The following is a 19,557-nucleotide window of genomic DNA, read 5'->3' as shown; positions in this document are numbered from 1 at the left end:
GCATCTTGCCATCATATCGCTCCTGCCCGGAGCATCAAGATCGACGATCAGTAATCGTCGCTTTTTTCCGGCGGAACCAGACCTTCGATGCCGGCCAGAAGTTCTTCTTCCGACATCTGGTCGAAAGTAACGGCTTCAGGAGCGTCTTCTTCCTCTTCGCTGGTGGTGGAAGCACCTGCTGCCAGGAGGCTTGCCGGATCGGGCTCAGGCTCGTCCACTTCGACATGCTTCTGCAGCGAATGGATCAGGTCTTCCTTGAGATCATCAGGCGACAGAGTCTCGTCGGCGATTTCGCGCAGCGCGACGACCGGGTTCTTGTCGTTATCGCGGTCGATGGTGATCGAGGATCCCTGCGAGATCAGGCGGGCGCGGTGGCTGGCGAGCAGCACGAGCTCGAACCGGTTCTCTACTTTATCAATGCAATCTTCTACTGTGACACGGGCCATTGCCTGTCCTTTGCGGTCGTGATGTCGTCATCATGTCTCGGAGTAGCACGCCGATACAAGCAAACGATGGCAAATTCAAGTTTTTCCTGTTTCAGCGCCTTTGCAGCCCCCGGGAAAGTGCTAAAATTCCCCTAGACAAACGGCGATTTCCACCGGAAGTTGCTTGGAATATCCCATTGCGTGCCCTAAATCTCGGTTATATGAATAATTCATAAAGTAATACGAATTATTCTGCAACGCCTTACAAGGCATTGTTTTAGCTAGCGTTTGAATGAAGTGATTACGTTTTTATAACAGTGGATAAGTAAGCAATGTTTGACCCACGCGAAAAAATTGCACTCTTTATAGATGGCGCCAATCTCTACGCTGCGTCCAAGAGCCTCGGCTTCGATATCGATTACCGCAAGCTGCTGAAGGCATTTCAGAAACGCGGCTATCTGCTGCGGGCCTATTATTACACCGCTCTCATCGAAGATCAGGAATATTCCTCCATCCGCCCACTGATCGATTGGCTCGACTATAACGGCTACAAGGTTGTCACCAAGCCGGCCAAGGAATTCACGGATTCCATGGGACGCCGCAAGATCAAGGGCAACATGGACATCGAGCTGGCGATCGACGCCATGGAGCAATCCGAGACCGTCGACCATCTGGTGATCTTTTCCGGCGACGGCGACTTCACGACCCTCGTGGAAGCCCTCCAGCGCCGCGGACGCAAAGTTTCAGTGATCTCGACCATGTCGACCCAGCCGCCGATGATCGCCGACGACCTGCGCCGTCAGGCCGACCATTTCATCGACCTTGTCTCGCTGAAAGCCGAGATCGGCCGCGAAGCCTCGGAACGGCCCCCGCGCGCGCCCGAGGGAGGTCACGCCGCTGCGGAATCCGAGGAATAGTTAGCGACTGCATTAGACGGGTTCGCTGCACGCGGCAGAAAGCGTTTCGCGTTTGCCGCGGCAAGCCGGCCCTTCGCTGGGGCATCCTGAGCCTGCCGAAGGGGCGTTCGTCCCTGCAATCGATTCATGCGCAGCTGTCTTTGCTCAGAGATAGTTGCGCGCCGTGGAAGCATTTGCGTTTGCCGCGACAGTCGGCCCTTCGCTAAGGCTCAGGGCGTTCGTCGCTGCAATCGATTCACTGGATCGATTGCTCGGGCGTTGCCCGATCGCTCCTCACCCTCACCCATTGTCCTTGAGCAGGCGGCTCTTCTGCCTGTTCCAATCGCGTTCCTTCTCGGATTCGCGCTTGTCATGCAGCTTCTTGCCCTTGGCGAGAGCCAATTCCAGCTTGGCGCGGCCCCGGTCATTGAAATAGATTTTCAACGGCACCAAGGTCATGCCTTCACGGTTGATCGCCGAACGCAGCCGGCCAATTTCGCGGCTGGAAAGCAGCAGCTTGCGGCGACGGCGCGGCTCGTGATTGAAGCGGTTCGCCTGCAGGTATTCCGGCAGATACGAGTTGATCAGCCAGATTTCGTCGCCTTCATCCGAAGCGTAGGATTCGGCGATATTGGCCTTGCCTTCACGCAGCGACTTGACCTCGGTGCCCATCAGCACGAGACCAGCCTCATAGGTATCGATGATCTCGTAGTTGAAGCGGGCCTTGCGGTTTTCCGCCACGACCTTGTTCACCACGCGCTGGCTGCCTTTGGGTGCCATAATTCTTCTTCTTTTCCTGCGTCGTTCCGGCGGCAACCAGAGGTGCGCCACATCCTGGTTCCTAAATAAGCGAGACCGCCCTCCTTGTGAAGAGAGCGGTCCGGCAGAGTTTGGCAATGGCCTCGAATAGCGTCAGTTCAAGAGGCCGGCATGGCGCAGGGCCGCATCGATCGCAGCCTCCGTGCCCGGCTCCAGGGTCGACAGCAACGGCGAGCGGACATTCCGGCTCATGCGGCCAAGCCGGGAGAGGCCGTATTTGGCGCCACAAAGGCCTGGCTCAAGGAAGATCGCCTTGTGCAGCGGCATCAATCGATCCTGATAGTCCAGAGCCTTGGCATAGTCGCCGGCGAGCGTCGCCGCCTGGAATTCGGCGCAAAGACGCGGTGCGACGTTGGCGGTGACCGAGATGCAGCCGACGCCGCCATGGGCGTTGAAGCCGAGCGCCGTGGCATCCTCGCCGGAAAGCTGGCGGAAATCGCGTCCGCAGCTAATACGCTGTTCGGAGACGCGTTCGATCTTGCCGGTCGCATCCTTGACACCAACAATATTGGAATAGGACTTGGCAAGCGCGCCCATCGTCTCCGGCGTCATGTCGACAACCGAACGGCCGGGAATGTTATAGATATAGATCGGCAGCTTTACTGCCTCCGCGATCGCGGCGAAATGCGCGTAAAGCCCCTTCTGGGTCGGCTTGTTGTAGTAGGGCGTGACGACAAGAACCGCATTGGCGCCAACCTTTTCGGCATGCTGCGCCAGCTCGATCGCCTCGCGGGTATTGTTCGAACCCGCGCCCGCCATGACAGGAACCCGCTTATTGGCGATCTCGATGCAGAGCTCGACGACGCGCTTGTGCTCGTCATGCGACAGGGTCGGCGATTCACCCGTCGTACCCACGGGCACCAGTCCCTTGCTGCCCTCTTTTATCTGCCAGTCGACATGCGAGGCGAAGGAAGCCTCATCCACCTTGCCGGCGTCAGTAAAGGGCGTAACGAGAGCGGGAATGGATCCCTGGAACATGCAAGTCTCCCTAGCGGTGCGGCATTCATGCTTCAGCCGCAATCCATGGTTATGAATCCGCGCACCATAAAGCGCAGGCTTGACGGCGACAAGCACGCTTTGAATGGTAAAGGGCAGTTTCTGATATCATAATTGATTGAAATTCGGACCACCGGTAAGGTTTCGTTAATATTGCATTTGGCAAATGGAAGGGGCCTTTTGTTTTGTGAGTAGCCGGATGAAGAGACCTGTCATGATCTGGACCGCCGTGGGCTTGGCGGTCGCCTGGGGCGCCGTTGCCTCGCAACTTCCCGGCCAGCAGATACCGACGGGCGCCAATGCCTATGTTGCCATGGCGCCGGACCCCATGAGCACGGCCGCGATCCCGCGTGGCGGCGCTATCGCGCCTGTGAGCGGCGACCTGAAGGCAGGCCTAGACGCGCTTTCCAACAAGAACCCGATGCAGGCGCTCGCCATTCGCAATGGCATGGGGGAAGGCACGCTCGACCGCCATATCCTGACCTGGGCAATCGCCACTTCAGGCCAGCCCGGTATTCCCTCCGGCGAGATTGCCGCCGCCGCCCGTGAGCTTGTCGGCTGGCCGGGGCTTGGCAGCCTGCGCGCCAATTCCGAGCGGGCGCTTTACACGGAAAATCCCGCGACGGATCAGGTCCTGGTCGCCTTCGGCAACTCGCAGCCGGAGACCGTAGAAGGCAGTATCATTCTCTCACGTGCTCTTATGGCACGCGGCGCGTCGGCACAGGCCGGAAAGCTGATCCGCAAGATCTGGCGCGATGAGCCATTGGACAAGTCTCTTGAGGACAAGATCCTTGCGGAATTCTCCAGCCTGCTCTCGCCTGCCGATCACAAGGCGCGCATGGATTATCTGCTTTACCGCGACCGGACGGCACAGGCCAAACGCTTCGGCGACCTCGGCAAGGCGCAATCGCTCTATAAGGCGTGGGCGGCCGTCAATGACCGCTCGCCGAAAGCCGATGCTCTGATTGCGGGCGTCGATGCGCAATTGCGCAAGGATCCCGCCTATCTCTTCATGCGCATCGAGAACCTGCGCCGCCAGAACAAATATGACGATGCCGCCAGTCTTCTGGCGCAGATGCCCAAAGACCGCAACGTGCTTGTCAGCCCCGGCGCATGGTGGGCCGAGCAGCGCATCGTCAGCCGCGGACTGGTGGATCAGGGTGAATTCAAGGCTGCCTATCGCATCGTCGACGCCAGCGTTGCGGAAAGCCCGCAGGATATCGGCGAGGCCGAATTCCATGCCGGCTGGTACGCTCTGCGCGGCTTGCAGGACGGCGCAAACGCGTCAGCCCATTTCCGCAAGATCCTGCAGGTCTCGAACGGACCGATCTCGCAATCGCGCGGCTGGTATTGGCTCGGCCGGGCAGCAGAGGCAGGCGGACCGGGTAAGGCTGCCGATTTCTATGCGAAGGCCGCCTCCTATCCGAGCACTTTCTACGGCCAGCTTGCCGCTGAGAAGCTTGGCCGCCGTACCCTTGATGTCACCTATCCCTCACCCTCGGCTACGGATCGCCAGCGCTTCCAGACACGCGAGGCGGTGCAGGCGATTTCGCGGCTTGAGGCGGCCGGGCACGGATGGCGAGCCGACGCGCTCTATCGCGCTCTCGCTAAACAGCTGGATAGCCCCGGCGAAGTCGCCATGCTGACTGCCCGCGCTGAGCGTTCCGGCAATCACCAGCTTTCGCTACAGATCGGCAAGATCGCCTATGGGCGCGGCATCGACGTCGCAGCCCTCGCCTTCCCGATCGGCGTCATTCCGGACAACGCCAATATTTCGGGCTCGGGCAAGGCACTCGCCTATGCCATCGCCCGGCAGGAAAGCGCCTTTAATCCGGCCGCCGTTTCCTCTGCCAATGCCCGCGGCCTGCTGCAGTTGCTGCCGAAGACGGCAAAGGCCGTTGCCGGGCGGCACGGCATAACCTATTCCGCCGACAAGCTGACGCAGGATGCCGGCTATAACGCCACGCTCGGCGCCCATTATCTCGGCGAGCAGATCGACACCTTCGGCGGATCTTACATCCTGACCTTCATCGCCTACAATGCCGGGCCGAACAAGGTGCCGGAATGGATCAGCCGCTATGGCGATCCGCGCGGCAAGTCGCTCGACGACGTGATCGACTGGATCGAGCGCATTCCCTTCCCGGAGACCCGCAACTACGTGCAGCGCGTGATGGAAAACTATCAGGTCTACAAGGCACGACTGGGGCAGAAAGCTGACATCGTACACGATCTGATAAGCGGTCGCGGCTAGCCGGTAACCCCAGTTGTGCGTGCTGCGGAAATGCCGTTACATCCCTCGCGATATCCGAAACTTGAGGGAGTGATACATGCGCAGCGACGATGAAAGCGGCTTCCTTGCCAGAACGATCGCGGCCGAGGACGGTTTGAAGCTTTATGTGCGGGATTATGCCTGCAGCGAAGCGACGGCGCACAACCGGCCGCCTGTCTTCTGCCTGCCGGGACTAACACGCAATTCGCGCGATTTTCACCAGTTGGCGCTGCTTCTATCGCAGGATTCCTTAGGCCCACACAGGGTGATTACACTCGACGCCCGCGGACGTGGCCTATCCGAACGAGATCCCGACAAGTCCCACTACAATCTCGCCGTCGAAGCGCAGGACGTCCTGACCGTTTGCGCCGCTCTCGATATCTCGCAAGCCATCTTCATCGGCACCTCGCGCGGCGGGCTGGTTCTGCATATCCTCGCGGCCAGCCGACCGGACATCCTGAAAGCGGTCATTCTCAACGATATTGGCCCTGTGCTGGAGAAGACGGGGCTCGCAGATATTCGCGACTATCTAAATCGCGACCGGAAGCCCGCCAGTTGGAGCGAGGCGGTCGAGATCCTGCGGGAGAACCATGGCAATGCCTTTATCGCGCTTGGCGAAGAGGATTGGCAAGACATGGCGCGAGCGATCTACGCGATAGCCGACGATGAACCCGTCGCCGATTACGATCCCGCTATTGCCGCGCAAATGCAGGCGCTCGACCTGGAATCGCCGATTCCCGATCTATGGACGCAGTTCCAAGGATTTCAGAGCATTCCGCTGATGGTGATTCGCGGCGAGAATTCGAAGCTGCTGACGCAATCCACGACCGATGAAATGGCAAAGCGCCATCCGGCCACCGTCGTTAAAATCGCCGGCGGACAAGGACACGCTCCTATCCTGCACCTCGGCGATATTCCGGAGGCGATCGGCGCTTTCATCTCGGAGCTTTGAGGACGAAGCCCGAAATCGTTCAGTCCTCGTGAAACAAGAAGGCCCGGTGGGAAACCGGGCCTTCCCTCTTCCGATCGGAGGTCTGATCGGAAGATCTGTCAAATTCGATTCGGCGACCGAATTAGAAGGTGCGCTGGAAGCGCAGGATACCAGCCCAGGTGTCCTTGTTGACGGCGTCATAGTTGACGTAGGTCACTTCCGGCTCGATCAGCAGGTCCTTGACGGGGTTGAACTTGACATTCGTCGTTGCAGCGAAAGTCTTCAGATCGTCGTAGGAAAGCTGCAGGTTCCACTTCAGCTTGTCGTTGATCGGAACGCCAACGCCGCCCCATACGGCCCAGTCACCCCAGCCGAGGCCAGCACCGCCAGCACCGGCATACTTGTTGAGCTTGTCGCCATCGGTGTTCCAGCCGCCCATAACGAAAGCGGTGAGAACGCCAAAGTCGGCATCGACGCGAGCCTTGACAGCGCCTTCTTCGACGATGGAGTCATAACCACCGACAACGCGGAACTGCCAGGCGCCGGCCTTGTAGCCAACACCGGCAACAACGTCAGGCAGGTAGTGGTTCGTGCTGTCTTCGCCGTTTGCACCGGTCGCGCCAGTGCCCGAGTTGCTGTCTTCAACCGAGATCACAGCCGTGAAACCGTTGCCGGCGTCGTACTTGTAGGTGATCTGGTTCAGTTCGTCGGTGCCGTTGATGCCGTATTCGATCACGTCGTCGTTGATGACGTCGCCGGCGTAGCCGGTGAAGGTCGAGTAAACCGAATCAGCCTTACCGACGAGGAAGCCGCCGAGGCTGATGTTGGCCCAAAGCAGCTTGGTCGTGGTCGCGTTGCCGTCATTCCAGTCCCAACGAACAACGGTATTGGTCTTCAGCGGGCCGTATTCGGTATCGGTCGCGGTGTCGAGAGAGAGTTCAGCGCGGGTATGCCAATAGGTGCCGCGGCCACCAGCGTCCTGGCCAGCCTTGTAAGCATTATACCAGCCGCCTTCGGTACGGACGCGGCCGCCGACCTTGAGGCAGGTTTCGGTGCCCGGGATGAAGAAGTAGCCTGCACCGTAAGCGTCGCAGATGCGGACGTATTCCAGCGGCTCGGGCTCGGCAGCGACGATCGCGTCAGCCGCATGAGCACCGGATACTGCTGCCAGCGCAGCAGCGGAGCCGAGAAGAAGGCTCTTGATGTTCATAGTAACTCCAGTTTCAATATCAATTAGGTATGAGAAATCACATCGCAAAAAACGACGCGCCCTACCCCACCTAGCTTTAAAAGTTGACCCCTGATCTGGGAGAACCAAGACGCTAAGTCTTGCTTCCGATTTGGAACCTACAGATCGTTTTTTTCAGAGCAATATCAGAGACAAACTATGAACAATTGTGACAGCTGTTTCAAAAGAGTGCGTTGCACAAAAATCACGTCGCAAATCTGTCATACTTCCGAAGCACCCGGAGCGAATTCTACCTAAAATTACATGAAAAGAACTTTCGCGCGATAGGCAATATCCGCAGAGAAAAATGCACCATACCAAGATGGTCGCGTCTATCTTCAAGATCAGAAAGAAATGCCGCTGCCGATAACGCAAAAAGCCCGGCCTTTCGACCGAGCTTTTCCTCACCGAAGTGAGAAATCTCATATGACCGAAGTCAAATCAGATTAGAACGAGCGCTCGAAGCGAAGGATACCAGCCCACTGGTCCTTGTTGATGGAGTCCCAGTTGGTGTAGGAGACTTCCGGCTCGATGAGCAGGTTCTTGACCGGGTTCCACTTGACGTTCGTGGTAGCGGCGAAGACCTTAGAGTCGGTGTAGGCGAGCTGCAGGTTCCACTTCAGCTTTTCGTTGACCGGTACGCCAACGCCGCCCCAGACAGCCCAGTCGCCCCAGCCGATGCCTTCACTGCCTGCACCAGCGTACTTGTTGAGCTTGTCGCCGTCGGTGTTCCAGCCGCCCATCAAGAAGGCCGAGAATACGCCGAAGTCAGCGTCTACGCGAGCCTTGATAGCGCCTTCTTCGACGATCGAGTCGTAACCGCCAACGACCTTGAAGGCCCATGCGCCAGCCTTGTAGCCAACACCGGCAACAACGTCAGGCAGGTAGTGGTTCGTGCTGTCTTCGCCGTTTGCGCCAGTTGCGCCCTTACCGGAGTTCGAGTCTTCAACCGAGATCACAGCCGTGAAGCCGTTGCCGGCGTCGTAGTTGTAGGTGATCTGGTTCAATTCGTACGGGCCGTCATAGACCACGTCGTCGTTGATGACGTCGCCGGCGTAGCCGGTGAAGACGTTGAACTGCGAGTCTTCCTTACCAACGGTGAAGCCGCCGAGGCTGATGCTGGCGTGCAGCAGGTTGGTCGACGTCGCATTGCCGTCATTCCAGTCCCAACGCAGCTCGGTGTTGGTCTTCAGCGGGCCGTATTCGGTGTCGGTTGCCGTCTGCAGCTGCAGCTCAGCACGCGTGTGCCAGAGAGTGCCATTGTGGCTGTCTGCGTCGTAAGCATCGTACCACTTGCCTTCGGTACGAACCTTACCGCCGATCTTGAGGCAGGTTTCGGTGCCCGGGATGAAGAAGTAACCAGCACCGTATGCGTCGCAGATGCGAACGTATTCCAGCGGCTCGGGCTCAGCAGCGACGATTGCGTCAGCCGCGTGAGCACCGGATACTGCTGCGAGCGCAGCAGCGGAGCCGAGAAGAAGGCTCTTGATGTTCATATTGACCTCCAGTCAAAGTTTTATCTCGAGAATGAGAACTACCCGAAGGCATTCCCTGTCCCATCCTCGTGTTTCAAGAAGTGGACGATCAATCGCCCTCGCTTCCGAGAGTGAAAATACAAGACGCGGCCTGTCACGCAATCGACATCTTCTCCGAAAGGGGGATTTGGGTAAGCCTTCCGCAATTCCTGTTGCTGAAAGGACACAAGTCGGCGACACGGTGGCCGCATTTATTTAGACTTCGTTAAGAAACGTCTTAATCTACGGGTACTTACGCCAACGGCCCGAATAGCTTCAGTCAGCTGGAAAAAGGCGGGGAAATGGCCATTCCATGGCTAACCGGCGGATTTTTGCGCGGTCCGGCAAGCTCTTTGCGGCACTGGCCTCGCTTCGTCGCCGGACAAATAGCCACTTGTGACTTCCACCCGCGTCCCAAAACGAAGCAAGGACGCGGGTGATTCCAGGATGAGCGATTCGGACAAGTGCAAGCAGCCATTGGAAAAGGAAGGGCCGCTGAGTACCAAACACCGCTCCGAACCATCATTTCCTTCGATAGAGGATCATCCCGGCGTGATGGAGCACGCCATTGATAAAGTCACCATCTGCGGTGAAACCGGTGTCGTCCCAGTAGTCGATATGATCCCCAGTCAACACGTAGCGCCCCTGATAGGCACGCTCACGGCTGCCTCGCGCCTCGATATAGCGGCCGTTCGGCAGGAGTTCATGGCGGATATGACCATCTGCGGTTACCCACATGCCGGCGTAAGCGCGAGTCGGTTTCTTCATTTGGATTCGATCCTCGGAAAGTGCGGGCGAAGCGAACAGGATGCCTGCCAGGATGAGAGCAAGAGAGCGGATCAATGCGCCGCCCGCGTCGGGCGAACGACGATTTCATTGACATCGACATCATCGGGCTGCTCGACGGCGAAGCGCACCGCCCGACCGATGGCATCGGGAGTCAGCGCAACGGCTCGATAGGATTTCATCGCTTCGGCTGCCACCGGATCGGTGATCGTATCGGCCAGCTCACTCTCGACGACGCCCGGATGGATGCAGGTGACCCGGATGTCGCGGCATTCCTGCCGCAGCCCATCGGAGATCGCCCGAACGGCATGCTTAGTCGCGCAATAGACGGCGGCGGTCGGAGAGACAGCCAGCGCCCCGATCGAGGCGATATTGATGATGTGGCCGGAACCACGCGCCGTCATTTCCGGCAGGACCGCCGCAATGCCATGAAGCACGCCCTTGATGTTAACGTCGACCATTCTGTCCCATTCCTCGACCTTCATCGAGGCCATTAGGGAAAGCGGCATGATGCCGGCATTATTGACGATCACATCGACGCTTCCCCACGCCAGGCGTGCCGCCTCTGCAAAGGCAGCTACGTCAGCCCTGTCGGTGACATCGAGCCGGCGGGTCATGACCGTGCCGCCCTTTTCTCGTATCTCGGCCGCCAATGCTTCCAATCTGTCGATGCGCCTGGCGCCCAGCATGACCCTTGCGCCGGCAGAAGCGAGTTCGCGGGCGATGCCCGCGCCGATACCGCTGGAGGCACCGGTAATGAGGATCACTTTGTCGATGGGCATTCAATCACTCCTTCTTATGTGAACGGTTCTCTTCCAGAACCGGATACGAGAAGGATACAGTGCTTCATTGTCGTGATAAGACATCCATTCAGTGACAGCTTGGAAAGTAAAAGTTACCAATGTGGCCTGATCTCAATGCCCTCTCCGTCTTCATCCTGGTCGCTCAAGAGCGCAATTTTCGCGCCGCTGCCGATAGGCTCGGCGTCACTCGCTCGGCAGTCAGCCAGACGATTCGGCGATTGGAGGAGAGCATGGGCATCGCGCTGCTGCAGCGCACAACCCGCAGCGTCAGCCTGACCGAGGCTGGCGAACGGCTTTATGCGGAGGTGGAGCCGGCAGTCTCGGACATACGCACCGCTATGGAAAAGACGGAGACTTTGCGCACCCAACCTCGCGGTCAATTACGGCTTGCCGTCTCGTCGATCGCGGAGCGTTTTCTCGCCGGCGACTTTCTCGCAGGCTTTGCGGACGCCAATCCCGAAATTCAGCTCGACATCACCGTCACGGACGAGGAATTCGACATCGTATCGGAAGGCTATGACGCGGGCGTCCGGCTTGGCGAGGTCATCGAGCAGGACATGATTGCGGTACCGGTCGCCGGTGACGAGCGGCAACTGGCCGTCTGTTCCCCGGCCTATCGCGACCGATTCGGCATCCCCACGCATCCGAAAGAACTCTCGATGCATCGATGCATAGGCTGGCGATCCTCACCGACGGCTGTCCCCTACCGCTGGGAGTTTGCCGAGGAAGGCAGGGAATTCCGGGTGGAGGTCGCGCCGGAGGTGACGACGAATGACATGGGCGTGATGATCAGGCTGGCCGTCGCCGGAGCGGGAATCACTTTCGGAATGGAGGAAAGCTTTCGCGCCTTCATCGGCAGAAACGAACTGGTGCCGATCCTGGAGGAATATTGCCCCTATTTTCCGGGCTTCTACCTCTACTATCCCAACCGACGGAACATGGCTCCCAAGCTGCGCGCGCTCGTAGCATATCTGAAGCGTTACGAAGGCTTTGCAGCCCGAAATTCCCGATAATAGCTGGCCTTGATCGGCTTGGCGCAGCGAAGATCGCGGGCCGTCGCCTGCAGGGTAGGATAATCAGGAAAATGGCGGAGAAGATGGGATTCGAACCCACGATACCATTTCTGGTATACTCCCTTAGCAGGGGAGCGCCTTCGACCACTCGGCCACCTCTCCGATGCGGCCCTGATAGGGCCATTCATTTATCGACGCAAGCGCTTTTTCGCGCTTGTGTACGTTCTTTCCATGATTCAGCAACAGGCGATTGTCGACCGAACCATGCTCCGGCGGGCTCGAAAATTCACATCAAGCCAGCAGCTGCTTCAAATCCGCGGCCGGGTCGGCAAGGATCTCCCTGGATGGATTGGCGCCGGTTTCCAGCAGCTTCTTACCGGTCACATAGGCCTTAGCGTCGTTTATCGCGTCGACGGCGATGAAGCGGCCCCGCTTGAAATACCAGACGGAAGCCGCGCCCTCGCGGAGGCCTGGACGCAGAAGGGTCTCGTCGTAACCCAGATTGAAGCCGGCGATCTGCAGCTTGACGTCATATTGATCCGACCAGAACCACGGCTTTGGATCATAGGCTTTTTCGCCGCCGGCTATGATTCCCGCCGCGGCCTCAGCCTGATCGACGGCGTTCTGCACCGATTCGAGCCGGATGCGGCCGCCCTCCCAGGGCAATTCTACGCAATCGCCCATGGCGAAGATGGCGGGATCGGAGGTGCGGGCAAACGAATCGACGACGATGCCGTTGCCGACCTCGAGACCGGCCTCCTTGGCGAGCCTGTCATTCGGGGCGACGCCGATGCCGACGACGACGAAATCGACATTGATGGTAGACCCGTCGGACAATTCGGCGGCGATGACATGATCGTTGCGCCCGATGAGCTGCTTCAGGCCGGTCTTCTCACGAATGACGACATCGTGCTTTTGATGAATGGCTCTGAAAATATCGGCGGTTTCCTTGGCCGCCACACGCTGCAATATCCGGTCGCCCATCTCGATGAGCGTGACCTCAAGGCCGCGATGGCGCGCGACAGCAGCGGCCTCAAGCCCGATATAGCCGCCGCCGATGATGAGCACCCGGCGGCCTGGGCGCATTTCGCCAGCAAGAAGATCGGCGTCTCGCTTGTCACGGGCGAGATAGACGCCTTCGAGCGCGCCGCCGACGGAGGGCGGCAGGCGGCGGGGCGTCGAGCCAGTCGCAAGCGCTAGGGTCTCGTAATCCAGCCTGGAGCCGTCCTGCATGACGATCTGCTTTGCGGCACGATCGATCTGTTCGACCCAGGTGGACACACGAATCTCAACATTATTGTCGGTGTACCAATGTTCGGGCCGGAACAGCAGGCGATCGAAAGCCATCTCGCCCAGCAGGTACTTCTTGGTCAAAGGTGGGCGTTGGTAGGGAAGGTTTTCCTCGGCACCGACGATGGTGATCGGCCGCGAATCACCCAACCCGCGCAATTTGGCTGCAAGCGCAAAACCCGCCTGCCCGGCCCCGATAATGACCAATCTGCCCGTCACGATCCGTACTCCCTGTTATTATGGCGCTCCTTCCGCGTTGCGCGGAAGGCTACCTATGGACTTCAGGGGTAACGCCTGCATCCGCAAGCGTCAATCACGGCTGACCCTGCGCCCCGGATCGGGAGAAAATTAGGCCAAACGCTCAGCTTGATATTTCGACCCAGCGGCGCTCGTGGAACGATTGCGCCATGGCGTGCACCGATTTTTCGATGCGCAGGCCGTCTTTGAAAGCCACGACTGACGCAGCTTCGCCCGCTATGGAGCGGATCAACTCGCGGCACTCGATGATCTTCAGATCGTTGAAGCCAAGACCATGACCGGGCGCCGGGATGAAACGGTCATAGGGCTTGTGCGCGGGTGCGGCCAGCACCTTGCGGAAGCCCTGCTCGCTGTCCCTGCCCTCGGCCTGATAAAGCTCGAATTCGTTCATGCGCTCCTGGTCATAGGAGATCGAGCCCTTGGAGCCGAAGATCTGCAGGGCTATCCGCCCCTTGCGGCCCCAGGCAGAGCGATTGGCCATGAGCACCGCGGAAATGCCGCCGCCAAGCCGCATCAGCACATTGGCGAGATCGTGGTTTTCGACGGCGCGGGTGCCGCCGTCCTTTAAGGGACGTTCGGCATAGGGCTTCACCATATCGGTGATCACAGCTTCCACGTGGCCGAACAGGAACCAGAGAAGCGAAAGCGGATGCACGGCGAAATCATCCAAAGCGCCGTAACCGGAAGCAAGTTCGCTCTTCCAATAGAAGAGACCGTTCGGATCGGCCATGAAATCCTCGTCCATCTCGACACGGACGTGATTGACCGCGCCGATCGCCCCTTCTGCGATCAGCGCCTTGATGTGACGCATCACCGGGTTCTGGATATAATTATAACCGAGGATGGCGACCTTGCCGGAGGCCTTGGCTGCGGCCAGCATGCGCTCGGCATCGCCATAGGACGGCGCCATCGGCTTTTCGCACCAAACGTGCTTGCCAGCTTCAAGGGCTGCGATCGCCATTTCCGGGTGGAACTGGTTGGGGGTCGTGACTGAGACGACGTCGACATCGGGATCGGCGATGAGAACGCGCCAGTCGGCCGTTGCCTTTTCGAAGCCGAATTCGTCACCACGCGCCTTTGCCAGATCGGCATTGGCCTCGGCGAGATGCACCAGGCGCGGCCGCGCGACATCACCGAATACTGTTTTGACCGCATTCCAGGCTAGCGCATGGCATTTGCCCATATAACCGGTGCCGATCAATCCAACGCCCAATGGCTTCATTTGCCTTTCCTCCTCACATATTCTCCCGAAGTGGACGATTTTTGGAATATTTAGACCGTTTTGACAAGCGCACTCATGGTATCGACTTCAATCCGAAATGACGAAAACCCGTATTTATATGTGTAAATTCATTAGCTTAAAATTATTCGTGCCGAACGATTCAAAATCCGGTATCGTTGCAAATATGGAATATCTATTTCATTGCGGGCATGTGGGGAGCTGAAGAACGGCGCATGGACAACAATGTCGAGACGCAAACCAGGGTGCCGCGCGACTTCGAAAGCCTGCGCAGCATCATCATCGAGCGCAAGAACGCCATGCCAAAGCGCCTCGCGCAGGTTGCCGCCTTCGCGCTCGGCAATCCCGACGAGATCGCCTTCGGCACGACGGCGAGCATCGCCACTGCGGCCGAAGTTCAACCCTCCACGCTGGTGCGCCTTGCCCATCACCTCGGCTATGAGGGCTTTTCCGATCTTCAGAGCATCTTTCGCGAACGGCTGCGCGACCGGACGCTGAGCTATGAAGAGCGGCTGGTAACGCTCGAACGCTCCGGCGTAGAGAACGAAGAGGCCAGCATTCTCTCCGGCTTCCTCTCTGCGGCGAGCCAATCCGTCAACAAGCTCGCCGCAACCATCGAGACCGATACCTTCGCCAAGGCCGTCGACGTGCTTGCAGCGGCCGAGACGATCTATCTGATCGCCAAACGCCGCTCCTATCCGCTGACGGCACATATGACCTATGCCTTTTCCAAGCTCAACATACGTCACCAGATCGTCGCCTCGCCGAACGGCATTGACGGCGAGATCACCCGCTTCGCCACGGAGAAGGACGCTGCGATCGCCGCGAGCTTTTCGCCCTATGCCGCCGACAGTTTGGCGCAGACGCAGGATCTTGCTGCGCGCAACGTGCCCGTCATCGCCATTACCGATTCGGCCTTCTCGCCGCTTACCGCCTGCGCGGATTACTGGTTTGAAGTGGCGGAAGCCGATTTTGCCGGTTTCCGCTCGCTGTCGGCGTCGATGGCGCTGATCATGGCCTTTCCGGTTGCCATTGCCGAGCGCCGGCGAAAAGCTACGACAAAAGCCGATAAAACGAAAATGGAATAAACATTCCGAATTGACAAAATCTCGGAACCAATGTTTCACTACAACCAAGATCACGGCCGCGGGAGATGGCCGCCAGATCCATAGCAGCCGGGACGAAACGAGCACCGGCACTTTCAATAACGCATGATCTCGGCGCATGCTGAAAAGCAGAAGAGGTCATGCCCCGACGGGAGGACATCATGGCACACGACAATCCTGGCACACAGCCGGAGACAAAACTCGATGTGATCACTATCGGCCGCTCCTCCGTCGACCTTTACGGCCAGCAGATCGGCTCGCGCCTGGAAGACATAGCCTCTTTTGCCAAGTCGGTTGGCGGCTGCCCGGCCAATATCGCCATCGGCACCGCACGACTCGGCTTGAAATCGGGTCTGATCACCCGCGTCGGCGACGAGCAGATGGGCCGCTTCATCCGCGAACAGGCAGCCCGCGAGGGCGTGGCGGTCGATGGGATCGCGACGGACAAGGAGCGGCTGACAGCGCTGGTGCTGCTGGCGGTCGAGGCAGAAGGCGTCTCGCCGATGATCTTCTATCGTTCAGACTGCGCCGACATGGCGCTGAATGAAGACGATATCGACGAAGGCTTCATCAAGTCCTCCGGCGCAGTGCTGGTATCCGGCACGCATTTCTCCAAACCCAATACCGAAGCGGCGCAGCGCAAGGCGATCCGCATTGCCAAGGCGAACGGCCGCAAAGTGATCTTTGACATCGACTACCGGCCAAATCTATGGGGTCTTGCCGGTCATGCAGAGGGCTTCGAGCGCTATGTGAAATCGGATCGCGTTTCCTCGAAGATGAGGGAGACGCTGCCGGATTGCGACCTGATCGTCGGCACCGAAGAAGAGATCATGATCGGCTCGGGCGTCGACAACGTACTCGGCGCGCTCAAGGAAATCCGCCGCCTCTCTCCAGCGACCATCGTGCTCAAGCGCGGCGCGATGGGCTGCATTGTCTATGACGGCCCGATCTCCGACAATCTCGAAGCCGGCATCGTCGGCCAAGGTTTTCCGATCGAGGTCTTCAATGTTCTCGGCGCGGGCGATGCCTTCATGTCCGGCTTCCTGCGCGGCTATCTGCGTGGCGAACCGCTGAAGACCTGCGCCACCTGGGCGAATGCCTGCGGCGCCTTTGCCGTTTCCCGCCTGCTCTGCTCACCGGAATATCCGACCTGGACGGAACTCGATTTCTTCCTGAAGACGGGCAGCAATCACAGGGCGCTGCGCAAGGACGAGGCGATCAATCACATTCATTGGGCAACGACGCGCCGCAGCGACGAAATCCCGTTGCTGATGGCGCTTGCGATCGACCATCGTTCGCAGCTCGTCAGCGTCTGCGATGAGCTAAGCGTCGGTTACGACAAGATCGTCGCCTTCAAGCGGCTCGCGGTCGAGGCTGCGGCGCGTGTGGCCGACGGCCGCCAGGGCTATGGCATGCTGATCGATGAACGCTTCGGGCGCGACGCCTTCTTCGATGCGGCAACCAAGAATTTCTCCTGGATCGGCCGCCCCGTCGAGCTGCCGGGATCGAAGCCGCTGAAATTCGAGTTCAGCCAGGATATCGGCTCGCAGCTCGTCGAATGGCCGCTCAATCACTGCATCAAATGCCTGTGCTTCTACCATCCAGACGATCCGAAGGAGCTGAAGGCGGAGCAGCAGGAGAAGCTGCGGACGCTGTTCGAAGCCGCGCGCAAGGTTGGCCGCGAGCTTCTGGTCGAAATCATTGCCAGCAAAAACGGACCGCTGACCGACGAGACGATTCCAACGGCGATGGAAGAGCTCTACGCGCTCGGCATCAAGCCGGACTGGTGGAAGCTGGAGCCACAGGAATCGACGGCTGCCTGGAAAAAAATCGATGCCGTGATCGCCAAAAATGATCCATGGTGCCGCGGTATCGTGCTGCTTGGCCTGGAGGCACCGGCGGAGGAACTGATCCGCAGTTTCGAGGCGACGCTGGCGGCCCCTTCGGTCAAGGGTTTCGCCGTCGGGCGGACTATCTTCTCCGATGCGGCCCGCGCGTGGCTGTCGGGCGGCATGAACGACGAGGAAGCGATTGCCGATATGGCCGGCCGCTTCCGGCAATTGACGCAAGCGTGGCTTAAAACCCGCGGCCTGTAAGAAACAAGCATTTGGGAGGCGCCCGATGGGCAAGACGATCCGATTGACGATGGCACAGGCCGTCACGCATTTCCTCAAGAAGCAGATGACCGTCATCGACGGGCAGAAGCAGCCGATTTTCGGCGGCGTCTGGGCGATCTTCGGCCACGGCAATGTCGCCGGCATAGGCGAGGCGCTCTATCAGGTGCGCGAGGAGCTGCCGACCTTCCGTGCCCACAACGAGCAGGGCATGGCCCATGCTGCTATTGCCTATGCCAAGGCAAGCTTCCGCCAGCGCTTCATGGCCTGCACGACCTCCATCGGCCCTGGCGCGTTGAACATGGTCACGGCGGCCGGCGTTGCGCACGTCAACCGCATCCCCGTTCTCTTCCTGCCCGGCGACGTCTTTGCCAACCGCGCGCCCGATCCGGTACTGCAGCAGATCGAGGATTTCGGCGACGGCACCGTGTCGGCCAATGACGCCTTCCGCCCCGTCTCGCGCTATTTCGACCGCATCACCCGCCCCGAACAAATCATATCGGCGCTGAAGCGCGCCATGCAGGTGCTGACCGATCCCCTCGATTGCGGTCCTGTGACGCTGTCGCTGTGTCAGGACGTGCAGGCCGAAGCCTTCGATTATCCGGAAAGCTTCTTCGAGGAGCATGTCTGGGTGCCGCGCCGTCCGCAGCCGGATGCAGACGAACTTGCCAATGCCATCGCATTGATCCGCCGCTCCGAAAAGCCCGTCATTCTTGCCGGCGGCGGTGTGCTCTATTCGCAGGCGACGAAGGAACTGGCCGCTTTTGCCGAAGCTCATGGTATTCCCGTCGTCGTCACACAGGCCGGCAAATCGGCCATCGACGAGACTCATCCCCTGGCGCTTGGCTCCGTCGGCGTGACGGGCACATCGGCGGCCAATGCCATTGCCGAGGAGACTGATCTGGTGATCGCTGTGGGAACCCGCTGCCAGGATTTCACCACCGGCTCCTGGGCGCTGTTCAAGAATGAAAAGCTGGCCATGATCGGCCTCAATATCGCGGCCTACGACGCTCTCAAGCACAATAGTCACCCGCTGGTGACGGATGCGCGCGAGGGGCTGAAGGCGCTTTCCGCCGGCCTGGCGAATTGGCGCGCTCCGGCGTCGCTGGCCGAAAAGGCGACGAAAGAAAAGCAGGTCTGGATGGAGGCTGCCGCCAAGGCTATGGCGACGACCAATGCCGCTCTGCCCTCCGACGCCCAGGTCATCGGCGCTGTTACGCGGACGCTCGGCGGCAAGGACAGCATTCTCGTTTGCGCGGCGGGCGGCCTGCCCGGCGAGCTGCACAAGCTCTGGCCGGCGACCGCACCCGGCAGCTATCACATGGAATATGGCTTCTCTTGCATGGGCTATGAGATTGCCGGTGGCCTCGGCGTGAAGATGGCGCGGCCGGAGAAGGATGTCGTCGTCATGGTCGGCGACGGCTCCTACATGATGATGAATTCCGAACTGGCGACCTCTGTCATGCTCGGCCTGAAGATCACCATCGTGCTGCTCGACAACCGCGGCTATGGCTGCATCAACCGCCTGCAGATGGCGACCGGTGGCGCAAACTTCAACAACCTTTTGAAGGACTCGCGGTTCGAAGTGATGCCGGAGATCGACTTCCGGGCGCATGCTGCCAGCATGGGTGCGATTGCCGTGAAGGTCGCTTCCATCGCCGAGCTGGAACAGGCCATCGAAGCATCGAAGAAGAACGATCGCAGCTCGGTCATCGTCATCGACACCGACCCGCTGATCACCACCGACGAAGGCGGCCACTGGTGGGATGTCGCCGTTCCCGAGGTCAGCCCGCGCGCCGAGGTCAACAAGGCCCGCGCCGCCTATGAAAAGGCCCGCGCCGCCCAGCGCATCGGCTGATTGATTTCTGT

Annotated in this window: 16 protein-coding genes and 1 tRNA gene; 7 read left to right on the top strand and 10 right to left on the bottom strand. The window is 59.4% G+C overall.

Annotated elements, in window-relative coordinates:
* Positions 1-47 precede the first annotated feature (47 nt).
* Complete coding sequence (rpoZ, locus tag FHT85_RS10925; RefSeq protein ID WP_015339293.1) at positions 48-446, bottom strand: DNA-directed RNA polymerase subunit omega; 399 nt, start codon at positions 444-446, stop codon at positions 48-50.
* A gap of 311 nt (positions 447-757) precedes the next feature.
* Between rpoZ and FHT85_RS10920 the strand changes: the two genes are divergently transcribed.
* A complete protein-coding gene (locus FHT85_RS10920; RefSeq protein ID WP_112337962.1) occupies positions 758-1,342 on the top strand; it encodes an NYN domain-containing protein in 585 nt (194 codons plus the stop codon).
* Between the two features lie 279 nt (positions 1,343-1,621).
* Here FHT85_RS10920 and smpB read toward each other — a convergent pair whose 3' ends face one another.
* Together smpB and dapA are read right to left on the bottom strand one after the other, a co-directional pair.
* Complete coding sequence (smpB, locus tag FHT85_RS10915; protein WP_015339291.1) at positions 1,622-2,101, bottom strand: SsrA-binding protein SmpB; 480 nt, start codon at positions 2,099-2,101, stop codon at positions 1,622-1,624.
* 132 nt (positions 2,102-2,233) lie between these two features.
* Complete coding sequence (gene dapA / locus FHT85_RS10910; RefSeq protein ID WP_015339290.1) at positions 2,234-3,118, bottom strand: 4-hydroxy-tetrahydrodipicolinate synthase; 885 nt, start codon at positions 3,116-3,118, stop codon at positions 2,234-2,236.
* 217 nt (positions 3,119-3,335) lie between these two features.
* Here dapA and FHT85_RS10905 point away from each other — a divergent pair, with 217 nt between their 5' ends.
* Both FHT85_RS10905 and FHT85_RS10900 read left to right on the top strand, forming a co-directional pair.
* Positions 3,336-5,387: a lytic transglycosylase domain-containing protein gene (locus FHT85_RS10905; RefSeq protein WP_112410708.1), complete on the top strand. Its 2,052-nt coding sequence runs from the start codon at positions 3,336-3,338 to the stop codon at positions 5,385-5,387.
* A 76-nt stretch (positions 5,388-5,463) separates the two neighbouring features.
* Positions 5,464-6,357: an alpha/beta fold hydrolase gene (locus FHT85_RS10900; RefSeq protein WP_112410709.1), complete on the top strand. Its 894-nt coding sequence runs from the start codon at positions 5,464-5,466 to the stop codon at positions 6,355-6,357.
* A gap of 121 nt (positions 6,358-6,478) precedes the next feature.
* Here FHT85_RS10900 and FHT85_RS10895 read toward each other — a convergent pair whose 3' ends face one another.
* The 4 genes from FHT85_RS10895 to FHT85_RS10880 form a co-directional block, all read right to left on the bottom strand.
* A complete protein-coding gene (locus FHT85_RS10895; RefSeq protein ID WP_112337965.1) occupies positions 6,479-7,546 on the bottom strand; it encodes a porin in 1,068 nt (355 codons plus the stop codon).
* Positions 7,547-8,010: 464 nt separating this feature from the next.
* Positions 8,011-9,060 carry a porin gene (locus FHT85_RS10890; protein ID WP_112414592.1) on the bottom strand — a complete coding sequence of 350 codons (1,050 nt, stop codon included), beginning with the start codon at positions 9,058-9,060 and terminating at the stop codon, positions 8,011-8,013.
* A gap of 540 nt (positions 9,061-9,600) precedes the next feature.
* Positions 9,601-9,885, bottom strand: a complete 285-nt coding sequence (locus FHT85_RS10885) for an Atu4866 domain-containing protein (RefSeq protein WP_246712072.1) — start codon at positions 9,883-9,885, stop codon at positions 9,601-9,603.
* Positions 9,886-9,917: 32 nt separating this feature from the next.
* Complete coding sequence (locus FHT85_RS10880) at positions 9,918-10,646, bottom strand: SDR family oxidoreductase (protein WP_112412300.1); 729 nt, start codon at positions 10,644-10,646, stop codon at positions 9,918-9,920.
* Positions 10,647-10,765: 119 nt separating this feature from the next.
* Here FHT85_RS10880 and FHT85_RS10875 point away from each other — a divergent pair, with 119 nt between their 5' ends.
* Positions 10,766-11,680: a LysR family transcriptional regulator gene (locus tag FHT85_RS10875; protein ID WP_112412301.1), complete on the top strand. Its 915-nt coding sequence runs from the start codon at positions 10,766-10,768 to the stop codon at positions 11,678-11,680.
* A gap of 72 nt (positions 11,681-11,752) precedes the next feature.
* Here FHT85_RS10875 and FHT85_RS10870 read toward each other — a convergent pair.
* The 3 genes from FHT85_RS10870 to FHT85_RS10860 form a co-directional block, all read right to left on the bottom strand.
* Positions 11,753-11,842: transfer RNA gene (locus FHT85_RS10870), tRNA-Ser, on the bottom strand.
* A gap of 129 nt (positions 11,843-11,971) precedes the next feature.
* A complete protein-coding gene (locus tag FHT85_RS10865; RefSeq protein WP_112412302.1) occupies positions 11,972-13,189 on the bottom strand; it encodes an NAD(P)/FAD-dependent oxidoreductase in 1,218 nt (405 codons plus the stop codon).
* Positions 13,190-13,331: 142 nt separating this feature from the next.
* Positions 13,332-14,450 (bottom strand): Gfo/Idh/MocA family protein, encoded by a 1,119-nt coding sequence (locus tag FHT85_RS10860; protein WP_112412303.1) that lies wholly within the window; start codon positions 14,448-14,450, stop codon positions 13,332-13,334.
* A gap of 233 nt (positions 14,451-14,683) precedes the next feature.
* Here FHT85_RS10860 and FHT85_RS10855 point away from each other — a divergent pair, with 233 nt between their 5' ends.
* The 3 genes from FHT85_RS10855 (at position 14,684) to iolD (ending at position 19,546) form a co-directional block, all read left to right on the top strand.
* On the top strand, positions 14,684-15,556 hold the full coding sequence (locus tag FHT85_RS10855) for a MurR/RpiR family transcriptional regulator (protein ID WP_112412304.1): 873 nt from the start codon (positions 14,684-14,686) through the stop codon (positions 15,554-15,556).
* Positions 15,557-15,735: 179 nt separating this feature from the next.
* Positions 15,736-17,670, top strand: a complete 1,935-nt coding sequence (iolC, locus tag FHT85_RS10850) for a bifunctional 5-dehydro-2-deoxygluconokinase/5-dehydro-2-deoxyphosphogluconate aldolase (RefSeq protein WP_112412305.1) — start codon at positions 15,736-15,738, stop codon at positions 17,668-17,670.
* Positions 17,671-17,695: 25 nt separating this feature from the next.
* Positions 17,696-19,546 carry a 3D-(3,5/4)-trihydroxycyclohexane-1,2-dione acylhydrolase (decyclizing) gene (gene iolD / locus FHT85_RS10845; RefSeq protein ID WP_112412306.1) on the top strand — a complete coding sequence of 617 codons (1,851 nt, stop codon included), beginning with the start codon at positions 17,696-17,698 and terminating at the stop codon, positions 19,544-19,546.
* Positions 19,547-19,557: the final 11 nt, after the last annotated feature.

The organism is Rhizobium sp. BK312, from assembly GCF_014193605.1.
Taxonomy (GTDB): Bacteria; Pseudomonadota; Alphaproteobacteria; order Rhizobiales; family Rhizobiaceae; genus Rhizobium.
Note: the sequence above shows the minus strand (reverse complement) of the source record. Positions and strands in the feature narration are given on the sequence as shown.

What these genes read in the sequence shown, in the direction of transcription:
- rpoZ (WP_015339293.1), bottom strand. Translation starts at nt 446, where the DNA reads ATGGCCCGTGTCACAGTAGAAGATTGCATTGATAAAGTAGAGAACCGG.
- FHT85_RS10920 (WP_112337962.1), top strand. Translation starts at nt 758, where the DNA reads ATGTTTGACCCACGCGAAAAAATTGCACTCTTTATAGATGGCGCCAAT.
- smpB (WP_015339291.1), bottom strand. Translation starts at nt 2,101, where the DNA reads ATGGCACCCAAAGGCAGCCAGCGCGTGGTGAACAAGGTCGTGGCGGAA.
- dapA (WP_015339290.1), bottom strand. Translation starts at nt 3,118, where the DNA reads ATGTTCCAGGGATCCATTCCCGCTCTCGTTACGCCCTTTACTGACGCC.
- FHT85_RS10905 (WP_112410708.1), top strand. Translation starts at nt 3,336, where the DNA reads ATGAAGAGACCTGTCATGATCTGGACCGCCGTGGGCTTGGCGGTCGCC.
- FHT85_RS10900 (WP_112410709.1), top strand. Translation starts at nt 5,464, where the DNA reads ATGCGCAGCGACGATGAAAGCGGCTTCCTTGCCAGAACGATCGCGGCC.
- FHT85_RS10895 (WP_112337965.1), bottom strand. Translation starts at nt 7,546, where the DNA reads ATGAACATCAAGAGCCTTCTTCTCGGCTCCGCTGCTGCGCTGGCAGCA.
- FHT85_RS10890 (WP_112414592.1), bottom strand. Translation starts at nt 9,060, where the DNA reads ATGAACATCAAGAGCCTTCTTCTCGGCTCCGCTGCTGCGCTCGCAGCA.
- FHT85_RS10880 (WP_112412300.1), bottom strand. Translation starts at nt 10,646, where the DNA reads ATGCCCATCGACAAAGTGATCCTCATTACCGGTGCCTCCAGCGGTATC.
- FHT85_RS10875 (WP_112412301.1), top strand. Translation starts at nt 10,766, where the DNA reads ATGTGGCCTGATCTCAATGCCCTCTCCGTCTTCATCCTGGTCGCTCAA.
- FHT85_RS10860 (WP_112412303.1), bottom strand. Translation starts at nt 14,450, where the DNA reads ATGAAGCCATTGGGCGTTGGATTGATCGGCACCGGTTATATGGGCAAA.
- FHT85_RS10855 (WP_112412304.1), top strand. Translation starts at nt 14,684, where the DNA reads ATGGACAACAATGTCGAGACGCAAACCAGGGTGCCGCGCGACTTCGAA.
- iolC (WP_112412305.1), top strand. Translation starts at nt 15,736, where the DNA reads ATGGCACACGACAATCCTGGCACACAGCCGGAGACAAAACTCGATGTG.
- iolD (WP_112412306.1), top strand. Translation starts at nt 17,696, where the DNA reads ATGGGCAAGACGATCCGATTGACGATGGCACAGGCCGTCACGCATTTC.